We start from the raw sequence: 16,687 nt of genomic DNA, 5'->3' as shown, positions 1-16,687 counted from the left end.
GCCGACTTATGCACAATGCAGTCGGCCCTTTCTGTTAGCTGTGAGTAACTCAGCTCTTTTTGAGCTTCTCCGGCCGCTTCCAGCCATCGATGTTGCGCTGACGCGCACGACCGACTGCCAGCTGCGCCGCCTCGACATTCTGGGTGATGGTCGAACCGGCGGCAGTGGTAGCGCCGTCGAGGATATCCACAGGCGCGACCAATGAGTTGTTCGAACCGATGAATACGTCTGCGCCAAGTACTGTCTTGAACTTGTTGGCGCCATCGTAGTTGCAGGTGATGGTACCGGCACCGATGTTGGTGCGTGCGCCGACCTCGGCATCGCCCAGATAAGTCAGGTGACCGGCCTTGGCGCCTTCACCGAGGTGGGCGTTCTTCAGTTCGACAAAGTTACCCACATGGGCGCGAGCGTCGAGCACACTGCCAGGACGCAGGCGGGCAAACGGGCCGGCATCGCTGCCCTCGCCCATGATCGCGCCTTCCAGATGGCTGTTGGCTTTGACCACCACGCCTTTGCGCAGGGTGCTGTTCTTGATCACGCAGTTCGGGCCGATGACTACGTCGTCTTCGATCACCACGCGGCCTTCGAGGATCACGTTGATGTCGATGAGCACATCGCGACCAACGCTTACTTCACCGCGCACATCAAAGCGCGCTGGGTCACGCAGGGTCACACCCTGGGCCATCAGGCGGCGGCCTGCGCGCAGCTGATAGTGACGCTCCAGCTCGGCCAGCTGACGACGGTCGTTGGCGCCCTGCACTTCCATCGGGTCCAGCGGCTGCTCGGTAGCGACCACCAGGCCATCGGCTACAGCCATGGCGATGACGTCAGTGAGGTAGTACTCGCCCTGCGCGTTGTTGTTCGACAGACGGCCCAGCCAGTCAGCCAGGCGCGCGCCCGGGACGGCGAGAATACCGGTGTTGCCTTCCTTGATGGCTTTCTGTGCGTCGCTGGCATCCTTGTGCTCGACGATCGCCGCCACCTGGCCCTGGCCATCACGGACGATGCGGCCATAGCCGGTCGGGTCATCCAGGGTTACGGTCAGCAGGCCGAGCTGCTGCGGGGTGACCTTGGCGAGCAGGCGCTTGAGGGTATCGACTTCGATCAGCGGCACATCGCCGTAGAGGATCAGCACGGTTTCGCCGCTCAGCGCCGGCAGAGCCTGGGCGACGGCGTGGCCGGTACCCAGTTGCTTGTCCTGGAGGACGAAGTTCAGGTCATCGGCGGCCAGACGCTCACGTACCAGCTCCGCACCGTGCCCGATCACCACATGAATGCCCTGCGGCTGCAACTGGCGGGCGCTGTGGATAACATGGCCGAGCATGGAGTCGCCGGCGACCGGATGCAGTACCTTGGGCAGCGCCGAGCGCATGCGGGTACCTTGGCCGGCGGCAAGAATTACGATATCGAGAGACATTGACTGGCTACCAATCCTGGAAGGTCAGCGCTGTGACCAGAAGAAGAAATTCGGAAAAAGAAAAAGGGTAGCCGAGGCTACCCTTTAACTCAATCGCAACAGAAAGTGATCGGCGAGTGCCGGTTACTTCATTTTGCGAATTTGCTGGACGGTACGCAGCTGGGCTGCGGCCTCGGCCAGACGTGCGGCAGCGGCGCCGTAATCGAACTCCGCGCCTTTTTCGTTCAGGGCGTTCTCGGCAGCCTTGAGGGCTTCCTGAGCCTGAGCTTCATCCAGGTCGCTGGCACGTTGCACGGTATCGGCAAGCACCTTGACCATGTTCGGCTGAACCTCGAGGAAACCACCAGAGATGTAGAACACCTCTTGGGCGCCACCCTGCTTGGTCAGCGTGATCGGACCTGGCTTCAGATTAGTGATCAGCGGGGCGTGGCCTGGAGCGATACCAAGATCACCCAGGTTGCCGTGCGCAATCACCATCTCGACCAGACCGGAGAAAATTTCCCCTTCCGCGCTGACGATATCGCAATGGACTGTCATAGCCATCTGCTTGCCTCAACCTGATTAGCGCCCCTTGCGGGGCGCCGGGATTACAGTTTCTTGGCTTTCTCGACGGCTTCTTCGATGCTGCCGACCATGTAGAACGCTTGTTCTGGCAGGTGGTCGTAGTCACCTTTGAGGATGCCGCTGAAGCCTGCAATGGTGTCTTTCAGGGAAACGTATTTGCCTGGAGAACCGGTGAAGACTTCGGCCACGAAGAACGGCTGGGACAGGAAGCGCTGGATCTTACGAGCGCGCGATACCAGCTGCTTGTCGGCTTCGGACAGTTCGTCCATACCGAGGATGGCGATGATGTCCTTCAGCTCTTTGTAGCGCTGCAGAACATACTGAACGCCACGAGCGGTGTCGTAGTGCTCGTTGCCGATCACGTTCGGGTCCAGCTGGCGCGAAGTCGAGTCCAGTGGATCGACCGCTGGGTAGATACCCAGGGAGGCGATGTCACGGGACAGTACGACGGTAGCGTCCAAGTGGGCGAAGGTGGTCGCTGGCGACGGGTCGGTCAGGTCGTCCGCAGGTACGTATACGGCCTGGATCGAGGTGATCGAACCTTCCTTGGTCGAAGTGATACGCTCTTGCAGAACGCCCATCTCTTCAGCCAGGGTCGGCTGGTAACCTACTGCCGAAGGCATACGGCCCAACAGTGCGGATACTTCGGTACCGGCCAGGGTGTAACGATAGATGTTGTCGACGAACAGCAGAACGTCGTTACCTTCGTCACGGAACTTCTCAGCCATGGTCAGGCCGGTCAGCGCTACGCGCAGACGGTTTCCTGGTGGCTCGTTCATCTGACCGTAGACCAGCGCTACCTTGTCGAGAACGTTGGAGTCCTTCATCTCGTGGTAGAAGTCGTTACCCTCACGAGTACGCTCACCCACACCGGCGAACACGGAATAACCGCTGTGCTCGATGGCGATGTTACGGATCAGTTCCATCATGTTTACGGTTTTGCCTACACCGGCACCACCGAACAGACCGACTTTACCACCCTTGGCGAACGGGCAAACCAGGTCGATAACCTTGATGCCGGTTTCCAGCAGGTCGTTGCCGCCTGCCTGGTCAGCGAACGAAGGAGCGTCGCGGTGGATACCCCAGCGCTCTTCTTCACCAATCGGGCCAGCTTCGTCGATCGGGTTACCCAGTACGTCCATGATCCGGCCCAGGGTCGCTTTACCGACTGGTACGGAGATGGCTGCGCCGGTGTCTGTAACGTCCAGACCGCGCTTCAAGCCTTCGGTCGAGCCCATCGCAATGGTACGAACCACGCCGTCGCCCAGCTGCTGCTGAACTTCCAGGGTGGTTTCCGCGCCTACTACTTTCAGCGCGTTGTAAACACTCGGCACGGCGTCACGTGGGAATTCCACGTCGATGACGGCGCCGATGATTTGAACGATACGTCCGCTACTCATAGCTGGATCCTCTGAATATTTGAACCGTTAAACCGCGGCAGCGCCGCCGACGATTTCCGAGATCTCTTGGGTGATCGCAGCCTGACGCGCCTTGTTGTAGATCAGCTGCAATTCGCTGATCAGGTCACCGGCGTTGTCGGTGGCGTTCTTCATCGCGATCATCCGGGCAGCTTGTTCAGCTGCGTTGTTCTCGACCACCGCCTGGTAGACCTGCGACTCCACGTAACGCACCATCAGGCCGTCCAGCAGCTCTTTGGCGTCAGGTTCGTAGAGGTAGTCCCAGTGGTGCTTGAGTTCTTGATCCGGGGTTGCAACCAACGGAATCAACTGCTCGACCGTTGGGGTTTGCGTCATGGTATTGACGAACTTGTTCGATACCACGGACAGACGATCGATACGACCATCCAGGTAAGCGTCCAGCATGACCTTGACGCTGCCGATCAGATCATTGATCGACGGCTCTTCGCCCAGGTGGCTGATCGCTGCAACGACGTTACCGCCGAAGCTGCGGAAAAACGCCGCACCCTTGCTGCCAACCACGCAAAGATCGATCTCGATACCTTGCTCGCGGTTGACCGCCATGTCCTTGACCAGGGCCTTGAACAGGTTGGTGTTCAAGCCACCGCACAGACCACGGTCACTGCTCACGACGACATAACCGACGCGCTTTACTTCGCGTTCGATCATGAAGGGGTGGCGGTATTCCGGGTTGGCGTTGGCCAGATGACCGATAACCTGGCGGATACGCTCCGCGTAAGGACGGCTAGCAGCCATGCGCATTTGTGCCTTGCGCATTTTACTGACCGCCACTTTTTCCATGGCGCTGGTAATTTTTTGCGTGCTTTTGATGCTCGCAATCTTACTGCGAATCTCTTTTGCGCCTGCCATGTAACACCTATCAGGTTAGCAAGCGGGGGCCGCAAAGCCCCCGCTGCGGCTTACCAGGTTTGGGTGGCCTTGAACTTCTCGATACCGGCTTTGATGCCAGCGTCGATTTCGTCGTTGAAGTCACCCTTCACGTTGATCTTCGCCATCAGTTCGGCGTGATCACGGTTGAAGTAAGCGATCAGTGCTTGTTCGAAGCTACCGATCTTGGCGATTTCAACGTCGGTCAGGAACCCACGCTCAGCGGCATACAGCGACAGCGCCATGTCCGCGATGGACATTGGAGCGTATTGCTTCTGCTTCATCAGCTCGGTAACACGTTGACCGTGTTCGAGTTGCTTACGGGTGGCTTCGTCCAGGTCAGAAGCGAACTGGGCGAATGCCGCCAGTTCACGGTACTGAGCCAGAGCGGTACGGATACCACCGGAGAGCTTCTTGATGATCTTGGTCTGAGCGGCACCACCCACACGGGATACCGAAACACCGGCGTTCACTGCAGGGCGGATGCCCGAGTTGAACATGGCCGATTCCAGGAAGATCTGACCGTCGGTGATGGAAATCACGTTGGTCGGAACGAACGCGGAAACGTCGCCAGCCTGGGTTTCGATGATCGGCAGTGCGGTCAGGGAACCGGTCTTGCCAGTTACAGCACCGTTGGTGAACTTCTCGACGTACTCTTCGGAAACGCGCGATGCACGCTCCAGCAGACGGGAGTGGAGATAGAACACGTCACCTGGGTACGCTTCACGTCCTGGTGGACGGCGCAGCAGCAGGGAGATCTGACGGTAGGCAACGGCCTGCTTGGACAGGTCATCGTATACGATCAGCGCGTCTTCACCGCGGTCACGGAAGAACTCGCCCATGGTGCAACCGGCGTATGGCGCCAGGAATTGCAGTGCGGCGGATTCCGAAGCACTGGCAACCACCACGATGGTGTTGGCCAGGGCGCCGTTTTCTTCCAGCTTGCGAACGATGTTGGCAACGGTGGAACGCTTCTGGCCGACAGCAACATAAACACAGAAAATACCGGAGTCTTTCTGGTTGATGATGGCGTCGATCGCCATGGCGGTCTTACCGATCTGACGGTCACCAATGATCAGCTCGCGCTGGCCACGGCCGACCGGGATCATGGCGTCGACGGATTTGTAGCCAGTCTGTACAGGCTGGTCTACCGACTTACGCCAGATCACGCCCGGAGCAACTTTCTCGACCGCGTCGGTCTCGGTGTTGCCCAGTGGGCCTTTGCCGTCGATTGGGTTGCCCAGTGCGTCAACAACGCGACCCAGCAGTTCCTTACCAACTGGAACTTCGAGGATGCGGCCGGTGCACTTGGCGCTCATGCCTTCAGCGAGGGTGTCGTAGGCGCCCAGGATTACCGCACCAACGGAGTCTTGCTCCAGGTTGAGGGCCATACCGAACACGCCACCTGGAAACTCGATCATTTCGCCGTACATGACGTCGGCCAGACCGTGAATCCGCACGATACCGTCAGAAACGCTGACGACGGTACCCTCGTTGCGGGCTTGGGAGGTCACGTCGAGTTTCTCGATGCGACCCTTGATGATTTCACTAATTTCGGAAGGATTGAGTTGCTGCATTGCTCTGCTGCCCCTTCAAACTCAAGATTTCAATGCTTCGGCCAGTTTCGCGATTTTGCCGCGAACCGAGCCATCGATTACCAGGTCGCCGGCGCGGATCACGACACCACCGATAAGGGAGGCGTCCTCCGTCGCATGCAGGCGCACTTCCCGGCTGAGCCGTGCACTGAGAACCTTGGCGAGTTTGTCTTGCTGTTCTTGGTCCAACGCAAAAGCACTAGTGACTTCCACGTCCACGGATTTCTCTTGTTCAGCCTTGTACAGGTCGAACAAAGCCGAAATCTCCGGCAACAGCAGGAGACGGTCGTTTTCCGCGGCAACATGAATGAAATTCTGTGCCTGTGCATCGAACTTGTCACCGCACACGTCAATAAACGTGGCGGCCTTTTCTGCGCTCGTCAGTCGCGGGGCCTTGAGCAGGCGCTGCATCGTGTCGTCTTCCGACACTGCAGCAGCCAGGCCGAGCATGGCTGACCAATTGGCCAGTTGCTGATGGGCCTGGGCGTGCTCAAAGGCCGCCTTAGCGTAAGGTCGGGCCAACGTGGTCAGTTCTGCCATGATCGCCCTCGCTTAAATTTCAGCGGCCAGTTTATTAACCAGCTCCGCATGCGCGTTTTGATCGATTGTGGCGCCAAGGATCTTTTCAGCACCGCCGACAGCCAGCAGACCCACTTGGGCACGCAGGGCGTCTTTGACACCGTTAATTTCCTGTTCGATCTCGGCCTGAGCCTGAGCCTTCACACGGTCAGCTTCGACGCGGGCCTGATCACGGGCTTCCTCGACGATCTGAGCACCGCGCTTCTTGGCTTGCTCAATGATTTCGGCTGCCTGAGCTTTCGCTTCGCGCAGTTGCTGACCCGCTTTGTCTTGGGCCAACTCCAGGTCGCGAGCTGCTCGGTTGGCAGCGTCCAGTCCATCCGCGATCTTCTTCTGACGTTCTTGCAATGCCGCGATGACCGGAGGCCACACGAACTTCATGCAGAACAGCACAAAAATGAAGAACGCAACGGACTGACCAATCAGGGTTGCATTAATGTTCACGCCAACACCTCGCTCGTTCTTTGTCCATCACACCAAACCACTCGAGAATTCGAGTGATTAGCCGGCGATTTGACCAACGAAGGGATTAGCGAAGGTGAAGAACAGAGCGATACCAACACCGATCATGGTTACGGCGTCGAGCAGACCGGCAACGATGAACATTTTAACTTGCAGCATTGGAACCATCTCTGGCTGACGAGCAGCGCCTTCCAGGAACTTGCCGCCCAGCAGGCCGAAACCAATGGCGGTACCCAGAGCACCCAGGCCGATCAGCAGAGCAACAGCGATAGCGGTAAGACCAACTACAGTTTCCATCTTTCCTCCCGACTTTTACGTCGTATTGGTTAGGTTTTTTAGTTTGAAGCGGTAAAACAAAATCGTTTGGTACAGCTGCCCTTGCGGACTTTTTCGACCCTCCCCCGTACTGGCGCAAGGGTCATCAGACACGCCAGGCGGTCTTAATGGTTATCTTCGTGAGCCATCGACAGGTAGACGATGGTAAGCATCATGAAGATGAACGCTTGCAGGGTGATGATCAGGATGTGGAACACAGCCCACGCCCACTGCAGCACCACGCCCAGGCCGCTGAGCCAGAGCAGGCCGCTGCCGAACATCACGGCAATCAGGATGAACACCAGCTCGCCGGCATACATGTTGCCGAACAGACGCAGGGCCAGCGAGATTGGCTTGGCAATCAGGGTGACGAATTCGAGCAGGAAGTTGACCGGAATCAGCAGGATCTGAACGAAGATGTTCTTGCTGCCGAACGGGTGCAGGGTCAGTTCGCCGAGGAAGCCGCCGATGCCCTTGACCTTGATGCTGTAGAAAATGATCAGGGCGAACACGCTGAAGGCCATGGCCAGGGTCGCGTTCGGGTCGGTGGTCGAAACGGCACGGAACGGAATGTGCGGATCACCGGAGATCAGGATGGCCAGCTGTGGAATCCAGTCGACCGGGATCAGGTCGACGGCGTTCATCAGGAAGACCCAGACGAAAATGGTCAGCGCCAGTGGGGCGATCACCGGGCTGCGGCCGTGGAAGCTGTCCTTGACGCTGCCGTCGACGAACTCAACCAGCACTTCTACGAAGTTCTGCAGGCCGCCAGGCTGGCCGGAAGTCGCCTTCTTGGCTGCCATGCGGAACAGGAATACGAACAGCAGACCCAGTGCGACCGACCAACCCAGGGTGTCCAGGTGGAAAGCCCAGAAGCCCATTGCCTTGGCTTCTGCTGCGGAATGGGCAAAGCCCCAACCGCCGTCTGGTAGTTGACCGAAGGTCAGGTTCTGCAAGTGGTGCTGGATATAGCCCGAAGCGGTTTCTGCTGCCATGGTTGCCTCAAACGCCCTAAGGTCTCGAAAGTCTTATATTCATCAGCAGGGGCGCGAACCAGCTGACCAACTGGGTCAGCAGAAAGACACCGAAGACTGCTAACGGCGCCAATGGCTTCACTCCTGCAAACGTCAGTGCAAAAAGCACTGCCGTCAAAATCAATTTGCCTGCCTCGCCAGCGTAGAACGACTTGACGATGGCCTGCGCTGCCCTGGCTCCGGTATACCGAAAAGCCTTCCAGGCGAAATACACATTCGGCAGCCAGGCAATCAGCCCTCCGCAGAGTGCCGAATATCCACTGACCGCCCCGTGCCACTGCCACAACGCCAAAGTTGCCAGCAGAAACACGACACATTGAGCCAACAGTACCGGAAAAACCGCCCAGCGATGGAAAGGCAAGCGGTTTGGCGTGCGGGTTTCCATCACAACTGCTCCTCGAAAGTCGACCAACCAGTCAGCTATGACTTGGCATAATTTGTGCCGACAAAATGCGCGCAGAGTATAGGGGCGGTTTAACCCCTATTCAACTGCCGGGTAGTGATTTCCGACTGCGCGCTACAAAAGGAATTGTTTCAGCGGATGTGAGCAAGGACACCTTGCAACTCATCTAGTGAGTTGTAACGGATAACTAACTGGCCCTTGCCCTTGTTGCCGTGGCGAATCTGTACGGCCGAGCCCAGACGCTCTGCCAGACGCTGTTCAAGGCGGGTGATGTCCGGGTCCGGCTTGGCAGGTTCTGCAGCCTCTGGCTTGCCGTTGAGCCACTGGCGAACCAGTGCTTCAGTCTGGCGTACGGTCAGGCCGCGTGCGACAACGTGACGCGCCCCGTCGACCTGCTGTTCATCCGGCAATCCGAGCAATGCTCGGGCGTGCCCCATCTCCAGGTCGCCGTGGGACAGCATGGTCTTGATCACTTCCGGCAACGAGATCAGGCGCAGCAAGTTGGCCACGGTGACCCGCGACTTGCCCACGGCGTCAGCGACCTGTTGCTGGGTCAGCTGGAACTCCTGCTGCAGGCGCTGCAGGGCGATGGCCTCTTCCACCGGGTTGAGGTCTTCGCGCTGGATGTTCTCGATCAGGGCCATGGCGATGGCCGCTTCATCGGGCACATCGCGGACCATGGCCGGGATGGTGTCCATGCCGGCCTGCTGGCTCGCGCGCCAGCGGCGTTCACCGGCAATGATCTCGAATTTGTTGTCGGCGATCGGGCGCACCACGATCGGCTGCATCACGCCCTGGCTCTTGATCGAGTGGGCGAGTTCTTCCAATGCCTGCGGGTCCATGTCCCGGCGCGGCTGGTACTTGCCGCGCTGGATCAGGTCGAGCGGCAGGTGTTGCAGTTCCTTTTGGTCGACCTGGACAGCCTGCTCTTCGAGCGCGCTGACGGTCGGACCACTGAGCAGTGCATCCAACCCACGTCCGAGACCCCGTTTCTTAACGGCCATGCGGATTCCTTAAGTTGTCTGTGCAGTGCGGGTTTGACGACGTTGACGACGAACCAGTTCCCCGGCCAGGGCCAGGTACGCGAGGGCGCCACGCGATTGCTTGTCGTAGGCCAGGGCCGGCATGCCGAAGCTCGGAGCCTCGGCCAGGCGGATGTTGCGTGGAATCACGGTGTCGTACAGCTGGTCGCCGAAGTGTTCCTTGAGCTGCGCGGACACATCGTTGATCAGGCTCAGGCGCGGGTCGTACATGGTCCGCAGCAGGCCTTCGACCTTGAGCTGCGGGTTCAGACGCTCGCCGATCCGCTTGATGTTATCCACAAGGTCGCTCAAGCCTTCCAGGGCAAAGTATTCACATTGCATCGGAATGATCACGCCATCGGCGGCGACCAGGGCGTTGAGGGTCAGCATCGACAGCGACGGCGGGCAGTCGATCAGGATGTAGTCGTAATTCTCGCGGATCGGCGCCAGCGCGGTGCGCAGGCGGCTCTCCTTCATCTGCATTTCCAGCAGAACCACTTCGGCAGCGGTCAGGTCGCGGTTGGCCGGCAGCAGTTGATAGCCGCCGTGCTCGGAGAAGTGCATGGCCTGGGCCAGGTCGCATTCGCCGATCAACAGGTCATAGACCGAATGTTCCAGGACGTGTTTATCCACACCGCTACCCATGGTGGCGTTGCCCTGTGGATCGAGATCGATCAGCAGCACGCGGCGCTTGGTTGCCACCAGCGATGCTGCGAGATTGATACAGGTGGTGGTTTTGCCCACACCACCTTTCTGGTTCGCGATAGCGAATACCTTAGCCATTCTTGCTTGTGTTCCCAATCATGCCGTGCGGCGCAGTATCAGCAGATGGCGTTGGCCTTGGCAACCCGGAACGGTCAAGGCCTGCTCGCTATCCACTCTGAAATCTGCCGGCAATGCTACCAGCTCATCGGCAGGATGCAGCCCTTTCATTGCCAGCCACTGCGTCTGGGCGTCGCCGAGGTGGCGCGTCCAGTTGGTGAAGTTCTCCATGCTGCTGAAAGCACGGGAAACAATTCCGGTGAAAGGCAGCTCCGGTTGGAACTCCTCGACCCGCTTGTGGATAACTGTGAGGTTATCCAGTTTGAGCTCCAGCTTTACCTGGGTCAGGAAGCGGGTTTTCTTGCCGTTGCTGTCGAGCACCGTGACTTGCTTGTGCGGATGCAGGATAGCCAATGGAATGCCCGGCATGCCACCGCCGCTGCCGACATCCAGCCAGCGCTCGCTGTGGATAAACGGCATGACGCTGAGGCTGTCGAGCAGATGGCGGGACACCATTTCGTCCGGATTGCGCACGGCGGTCAGGTTGTAGGCCTTGTTCCACTTGATCAGCAAGGCCAGGTAGGCCAGTAGTTGTGCGTGCTGGGCCTCGCTCAGCTCGACACCGAGCTGGCGGGCGCCTGTGGACAACTCTTCGGCGTGTTGAGGGGTGACCTGAGAACTCAAGCGCTTTGCTCCAACTCGCGGCCTGCGCCGCGTTTTTTCAGATGAATCAGCAACAGGGAAATCGCCGCCGGGGTCACGCCGGGGATACGCGAAGCCTGGCCCAGGGTCTCGGGCCGGGTCTGGCCGAGCTTGCCCTGGATTTCCTTGGACAACCCGGAAATACCGCTGTAGTCGATATCGTCGGGCAGGCGGGTGTCTTCGCTGGCGCGCAGCCGGGCGATTTCTTCCTGTTGCCGGTCGATGTAGCCGGCGTATTTGGTTTTGATCTCGACCTGTTCGGCGACTTGCGGGTCGATATCCGAGCCGCCGGTGACTTCCATCAGCCCGGCGTAATCGATTTCCGGACGGGTCAGCAGGTTGAGCAGGTTGTATTCATGGCTCAACGGCGTGCCAAATTTTTCGGCAATTGCCTGGCCTTGCGCGGTGTCCGGGCGTACCCAGGTGGACTTCAGGCGCTGCTCTTCCAGGGCAATGCCTTCGCGCTTGGCGCTGAATGCGGCCCAGCGCGCGTCATCGACCAAGCCCAGCTCGCGGCCTTTTTCGGTCAGGCGCAGGTCGGCGTTGTCTTCGCGCAGGATCAGCCGGTACTCGGCCCGCGAAGTGAACATACGGTAGGGCTCCTGGGTACCCAGGGTAATCAGGTCGTCGACCAGCACACCGATGTACGCCTCGTCGCGACGCGGGCACCAGCTTTCACGGCCCTGGGCGCGCAACGCGGCGTTGGTCCCGGCAAGCAAACCCTGGGCGCCGGCTTCTTCGTAACCGGTGGTGCCGTTGATCTGGCCAGCAAAGAACAGGCCGCCGATGACCTTGGTTTCCAGGCTGTACTTGAGATCACGCGGATCGAAGTAGTCGTACTCGATGGCATAGCCCGGGCGCACGATGTGGGCGTTTTCCATGCCGCGGATCGAACGCACGATCTGCAACTGCACATCGAACGGCAAGGATGTGGATATCCCGTTCGGGTACAGCTCGTGGGTGTTCAGGCCTTCCGGCTCGATGAACACCTGGTGGCTTTCCTTGTCGGCAAAGCGGTGGATCTTGTCTTCGATCGACGGGCAATAGCGCGGGCCGATGCCTTCGATGACGCCGGAGTACATCGGCGAACGATCGAGGTTCGAGGCAATGATCTCGTGGGTACGGGCGTTGGTATGGGTAATCCAGCAGCTGACCTGACGCGGGTGCTGTTCCTTGGAGCCCATGAACGACATCACCGGAATCGGCGTATCCCCCGGTTGCTCGGTCATGACCGAGAAATCCACCGAGCGACCATCGATGCGTGGCGGCGTGCCGGTTTTCAGCCGGCCAACACGCAGCGGCAGTTCCCGCAGGCGGCGCGCCAGGGCAATCGAGGGTGGATCGCCGGCACGGCCACCGGAGTAATTCTGCAAACCGATGTGGATAAGTCCGCCGAGGAAGGTGCCGGTGGTCAATACCACGGAGTCGGCGAGAAAACGCAGACCCATTTGTGTCACCACGCCGCGTACCTGGTCCTGCTCGACGATCAGGTCGTCGCACGACTGCTGGAATATCCACAGGTTGGGCTGGTTCTCGAGAATCTCGCGCACCACCGATTTGTAGATGGCGCGGTCGGCCTGGGCGCGAGTAGCGCGCACTGCCGGGCCTTTGCGGTTGTTCAACACACGGAACTGGATACCGCTCTTGTCAGTGGCCAGTGCCATGGCACCGCCGAGCGCATCGATTTCCTTGACCAGGTGGCTCTTGCCGATGCCACCGATGGCCGGGTTGCAACTCATATGACCGAGGGTTTCCACGTTGTGGGTCAGCAGCAGGGTTTTTACACCCATGCGTGCAGACGCAAGCGCAGCCTCGGTACCGGCATGGCCGCCGCCGATGACGATCACTTCAAAACGGGAAGGGAAATCCACCACGCACCTCGTGCCTGTTTCGGGAATAGATAGGGATAACGCACAAGTATAGGGACTTACCCCCCTCTAAAGGAACCTTTTGCACAAAATTTAACCAGGCTGTGGATGAATGGCGTGCAATAGAAATTAAAAGAGAGAAATTTATTAAAGCTTTGTTTTTATGTTTATTCTTAGTCAGCCACCTTTCTGTGGATAAGGCTCTACAGGCCTTTATTTACCTTATGTACAGAGATTCAAAACCCTGTGGTCTACCGGGCATGAGCGTTCTGGATAAGCGCTTTAAGCCTGTGGATGAAATGGCCAGTTACCCACAAGCGCAGTTATCTCCAGCTTTGAAGGCCAGTTATCAACGGAGCTGAAGGTGGGTTTTCCACAGGGCTTATTTCAGAGAATTGTGGATAGACACGCAGGAGTGAGTACAGTACGAGCACTGTGGCTGTACTGACCAGGAGAGAGGATTGGTGAAAATTTGATGCTGCAGCCGGGTCCGTTGCAGACCCGGCTGTGGATAACGACCTTTACTTGCCGATGCAGAAGCTGGAGAAGATTCGCCCGAGCAAGTCATCGGAGCTGAAAGCCCCGGTAATTTCACCCAGGGCCTGTTGTGCCTGGCGCAGATCCTCTGCCAGCAGCTCACCCGCACCGGCCAGGGTCAACTGCGCACGACCGTGCTCCAGGTGCGCGCTAGCCTGGCGCAATGCCTCCAGATGGCGCCTGCGGGCGCTGAAGCTGCTTTCGGCAGTCTGTTCATAACCCATGCAGGCCTTCAGGTGCTCGCGCAGCAGCTCCAGGCCCATGTCGCTGTCCTTGGCACTGAGGGTAATGGTGACGTGGCCATCTTCGCTCTGCTCCATGGCAATGGCTTCGCCGCTCAGGTCAGCCTTGTTGCGAATCAGCGTGACCTTGGCCGGATCCGGACGCAGATCGAGGAATTCCGGCCACAGGGCAAACGGATCACTGGCTTCCGGCGCTGTGGAATCCACCACCAGCAACACCCGGTCGGCTTCGTTGATGGCCTTGAGGGCGCGCTGCACACCGATCTTTTCCACATGATCGTCGGTGTCGCGCAACCCGGCGGTGTCGACCACGTGCAGCGGCATACCGTCGATGTGGATATGTTCGCGCAGGATGTCGCGGGTGGTACCGGCGATATCGGTGACGATCGCTGCCTCGCGACCCGCCAATACGTTAAGCAGGCTCGACTTGCCGGCATTCGGCCGGCCGGCAATCACCACTGTCATGCCATCACGCAGCAAGGCGCCCTGCCCGGCTTCACGCTGCACTGTGGATAAATTATTGCGCACGTCATCGAGCATGCTCAGCACATGACCGTCGGCGAGAAAGTCGATTTCTTCCTCGGGGAAGTCGATCGCAGCTTCCACGTAGATGCGCAGGCTGATCAATTTCTCCGTGAGGTTATCCACACGACGGGAAAATTCGCCCTGCAGCGAGCGCAAGGCATTACGCGCCGCCTGTGTAGAACTGGCTTCGATCAGGTCGGCGATTGCCTCGGCCTGGGCCAGGTCGAGTTTGTCATTGAGGAACGCACGCTCGCTGAATTCACCCGGGCGCGCCAGGCGGCAACCCAGTTGTATACAGCGCTGCAGGAGCATATCGAGCACCACCGGGCCGCCGTGGCCCTGCAGCTCCAGCACGTCTTCACCGGTGAAAGAGTTGGGCCCGGGGAAAAACAGCGCGATGCCTTCATCCAGCACCAGGCCATCTTCCGCGCGGAACGGGCCGTAATGGGCGTGCCGCGGTGTTAGCGGTTTTCCACAGATGGCCAGCCCGGCTTGTTTGGCCAGAGGCCCGGATAGCCGCACGATCCCCACACCCCCACGTCCCTGGGCGGTAGCGATGGCGGCAATGGTTTCACGCACAGTGTTCATGCTCGAAGGCCTCACGACAAAAACGACAGATAGCAAAACGCCCCACGAGGGGGCGTTTATCCACAGGTTAGCTGGCTAACCCGTCAAGCAGCGGCTTTCTTGGTAGCCTTTTCGATGCTGCGGGTGATGTACCACTGCTGTGCGATCGACAGGCAGTTGTTCACAACCCAGTACAGCACCAGACCTGCAGGGAACCACAGGAAGAAGAAGGTGAAGATGATTGGCATCAGCTTCATCACCTTGGCCTGCATCGGATCCGGCGGAGTCGGGTTCAGTTGCTGCTGGATGAACATGGTTGCGCCCATGATGATCGGCAGGATGAAGAACGGATCCTTGATCGACAGGTCAGTGATCCAGAACATCCACGGCGCCTGACGCATCTCGACGCTTTCCAGCAGAACCCAGTACAGCGAGAGGAAGACCGGCATCTGCACCAGGATCGGCAGGCAGCCGCCCAGCGGGTTGATCTTCTCTTTCTTGTACAGCTCCATCATGGCTTGCGACATTTTCTGCCGGTCATCGCCATGCTGCTCTTTGAGGATTGCCAGTTTCGGCGCAACGGCACGCATGCGCGCCATCGAACGGTAGCTGGCAGCCGACAGCGGGAAGAACAGACCTTTGATCAGCATGGTCAGGACGATGATCGACCAGCCCCAGTTGCCGAGCAGGCTGTGGATATGTTGCAGCAGCCAGAAGATTGGCTGGGCAATGAACCACAGGATGCCGTAGTCGACGGTCAGTTCCAGACCTGGGGACAACTCTTTGAGCTTCTCCTGGATCTTGGGACCGGCGTACAGCATGGTGCTGGTTTCGCCTTTGCCACCAGCGGCAACGTTCAGTGCCGGGCCGGTGAAACCGATGATGTAGTTGCCCTGGCTGTCTTTACGGGTCTGAACGATGTTGTTGTCAGACTTGTTTGGAATCCAGGCAGTTACAAAGTAGTGCTGCAGCCAGGCAACCCAGCCGCCGGTAACATTTTCTTTCAGATTTCCCTTGTCGATGTCTTTCATCGACACCTTTTTGTAGGGCTCCGAACTTGTCCACAGGGCCGCACCGAGATAAGTCGCGGTACCGGTTGCGGTGCTCGAGGAAGGATCCGAGCTCGCGTCGCGCTTGAGTTGCGCGAACAGGTTACCGGTCCAAGGCTGGGCGCTCTGGTTGTCGATCAGGTAGGTGACGGTCAGGTCGTACTCACCGCGCTTGAAGCTGAAGCGCTTGATGTAGTTGACGCCGGCATCGCTGAACTTCAGGTCGACGACCAGTTGGTCCTGGCCATCGGCCAGTTGGAAACTTTTCTGATCAGCGGCATACAGCGGCCGGCCGGACGAACGTGCATCCGGACCATTGGCGCCAGTCAGACCGCTCTGTGCCAGGTAAGTACGCTCGCCACCGTTGTCGAACAACTGGAACGGAATGTCCGGATGATCCTGGCGGCGTGGGTATTTCGGCAGCGTCAGCTGGGCGATATCACCACCGTTTGGATCGATAGCCAGATCGAGGACATCAGTCTTGACCCGAATCAGGTCCTTGCTGACCACTACCGGGGCAAGTTCTGCTGGGCTGGATTCAGCGTTGGCGCTCGGTACATCGGCGCTGGCGCCAGTGTTACCGGCCTGCGCGGTGTCCGGCAGGGCCGGGGCAACGTTGCTGGCAGCAGTATTCTGAGTCGGCAGGGCAGCCTGGCCATAGTCCTGGTTCCAGTTAAGGACCATGACGTAGGACACGATTGCCAGGGCGACGATCAGGATCGTGCGTTTAATATCCAT

At 58.9% G+C, this 16,687-nt stretch carries 16 protein-coding genes; all 16 read right to left on the bottom strand.

The window, feature by feature from the left end; translation table 11 throughout:
• Window positions 1–49: 49 nt before the first annotated feature.
• The 16 genes from glmU to yidC all read right to left on the bottom strand — a co-directional run bounded on the left by glmU (window position 50) and on the right by yidC (window position 16,687).
• On the bottom strand, window positions 50–1,417 hold the full coding sequence (gene glmU, locus UB48_RS17675) for a bifunctional UDP-N-acetylglucosamine diphosphorylase/glucosamine-1-phosphate N-acetyltransferase GlmU (RefSeq protein WP_045199417.1): 1,368 nt from the start codon (window positions 1,415–1,417) through the stop codon (window positions 50–52).
• Between the two features lie 123 nt (window positions 1,418–1,540).
• Window positions 1,541–1,960: a F0F1 ATP synthase subunit epsilon gene (locus tag UB48_RS17670; protein ID WP_045199415.1), complete on the bottom strand. Its 420-nt coding sequence runs from the start codon at window positions 1,958–1,960 to the stop codon at window positions 1,541–1,543.
• A 44-nt stretch (window positions 1,961–2,004) separates the two neighbouring features.
• A complete protein-coding gene (atpD, locus tag UB48_RS17665; protein WP_045199413.1) occupies window positions 2,005–3,381 on the bottom strand; it encodes a F0F1 ATP synthase subunit beta in 1,377 nt (458 codons plus the stop codon).
• A 27-nt stretch (window positions 3,382–3,408) separates the two neighbouring features.
• Window positions 3,409–4,269: a F0F1 ATP synthase subunit gamma gene (gene atpG / locus UB48_RS17660; protein WP_045199412.1), complete on the bottom strand. Its 861-nt coding sequence runs from the start codon at window positions 4,267–4,269 to the stop codon at window positions 3,409–3,411.
• Window positions 4,270–4,319: 50 nt separating this feature from the next.
• Entirely contained in the window at window positions 4,320–5,864 is a 1,545-nt protein-coding gene (gene atpA, locus UB48_RS17655) for a F0F1 ATP synthase subunit alpha (RefSeq protein WP_010222735.1), read from the bottom strand.
• 21 nt (window positions 5,865–5,885) lie between these two features.
• Window positions 5,886–6,422: a F0F1 ATP synthase subunit delta gene (locus UB48_RS17650; protein WP_045199409.1), complete on the bottom strand. Its 537-nt coding sequence runs from the start codon at window positions 6,420–6,422 to the stop codon at window positions 5,886–5,888.
• Window positions 6,423–6,434: 12 nt separating this feature from the next.
• Window positions 6,435–6,905 carry a F0F1 ATP synthase subunit B gene (locus UB48_RS17645; protein WP_010222733.1) on the bottom strand — a complete coding sequence of 157 codons (471 nt, stop codon included), beginning with the start codon at window positions 6,903–6,905 and terminating at the stop codon, window positions 6,435–6,437.
• 57 nt (window positions 6,906–6,962) lie between these two features.
• A complete protein-coding gene (gene atpE, locus UB48_RS27405) occupies window positions 6,963–7,220 on the bottom strand; it encodes a F0F1 ATP synthase subunit C (RefSeq protein ID WP_003097235.1) in 258 nt (85 codons plus the stop codon).
• Window positions 7,221–7,363: 143 nt separating this feature from the next.
• A complete protein-coding gene (gene atpB / locus UB48_RS17635) occupies window positions 7,364–8,233 on the bottom strand; it encodes a F0F1 ATP synthase subunit A (RefSeq protein ID WP_045199403.1) in 870 nt (289 codons plus the stop codon).
• A gap of 16 nt (window positions 8,234–8,249) precedes the next feature.
• Entirely contained in the window at window positions 8,250–8,657 is a 408-nt protein-coding gene (locus UB48_RS17630; protein WP_010222722.1) for a F0F1 ATP synthase subunit I, read from the bottom strand.
• Window positions 8,658–8,806: 149 nt separating this feature from the next.
• Entirely contained in the window at window positions 8,807–9,679 is an 873-nt protein-coding gene (locus UB48_RS17625) for a ParB/RepB/Spo0J family partition protein (RefSeq protein WP_045199401.1), read from the bottom strand.
• A 9-nt stretch (window positions 9,680–9,688) separates the two neighbouring features.
• Window positions 9,689–10,480 carry a ParA family protein gene (locus UB48_RS17620; protein ID WP_010222720.1) on the bottom strand — a complete coding sequence of 264 codons (792 nt, stop codon included), beginning with the start codon at window positions 10,478–10,480 and terminating at the stop codon, window positions 9,689–9,691.
• Between the two features lie 18 nt (window positions 10,481–10,498).
• Window positions 10,499–11,143, bottom strand: a complete 645-nt coding sequence (rsmG, locus tag UB48_RS17615) for a 16S rRNA (guanine(527)-N(7))-methyltransferase RsmG (protein WP_045199399.1) — start codon at window positions 11,141–11,143, stop codon at window positions 10,499–10,501.
• Window positions 11,140–13,032, bottom strand: coding sequence for a tRNA uridine-5-carboxymethylaminomethyl(34) synthesis enzyme MnmG (mnmG, locus tag UB48_RS17610; RefSeq protein WP_045199648.1), 1,893 nt, complete (start codon window positions 13,030–13,032; stop codon window positions 11,140–11,142). Before mnmG ends, rsmG begins: the two co-directional genes overlap by 4 nt.
• A 518-nt stretch (window positions 13,033–13,550) precedes the next feature.
• Window positions 13,551–14,921 (bottom strand): tRNA uridine-5-carboxymethylaminomethyl(34) synthesis GTPase MnmE, encoded by a 1,371-nt coding sequence (gene mnmE, locus UB48_RS17605; RefSeq protein ID WP_045199397.1) that lies wholly within the window; start codon window positions 14,919–14,921, stop codon window positions 13,551–13,553.
• 83 nt (window positions 14,922–15,004) lie between these two features.
• Window positions 15,005–16,687, bottom strand: a complete 1,683-nt coding sequence (yidC, locus tag UB48_RS17600; protein ID WP_045199395.1) for a membrane protein insertase YidC — start codon at window positions 16,685–16,687, stop codon at window positions 15,005–15,007.

Source organism: Pseudomonas sp. 2(2015) (assembly GCF_000955865.1).
GTDB lineage: Bacteria > Pseudomonadota > Gammaproteobacteria > Pseudomonadales > Pseudomonadaceae > Aquipseudomonas.
The sequence above is the reverse complement of the archived record's forward strand: the minus strand, read 5'-3'. Positions and strand labels throughout refer to the sequence as shown.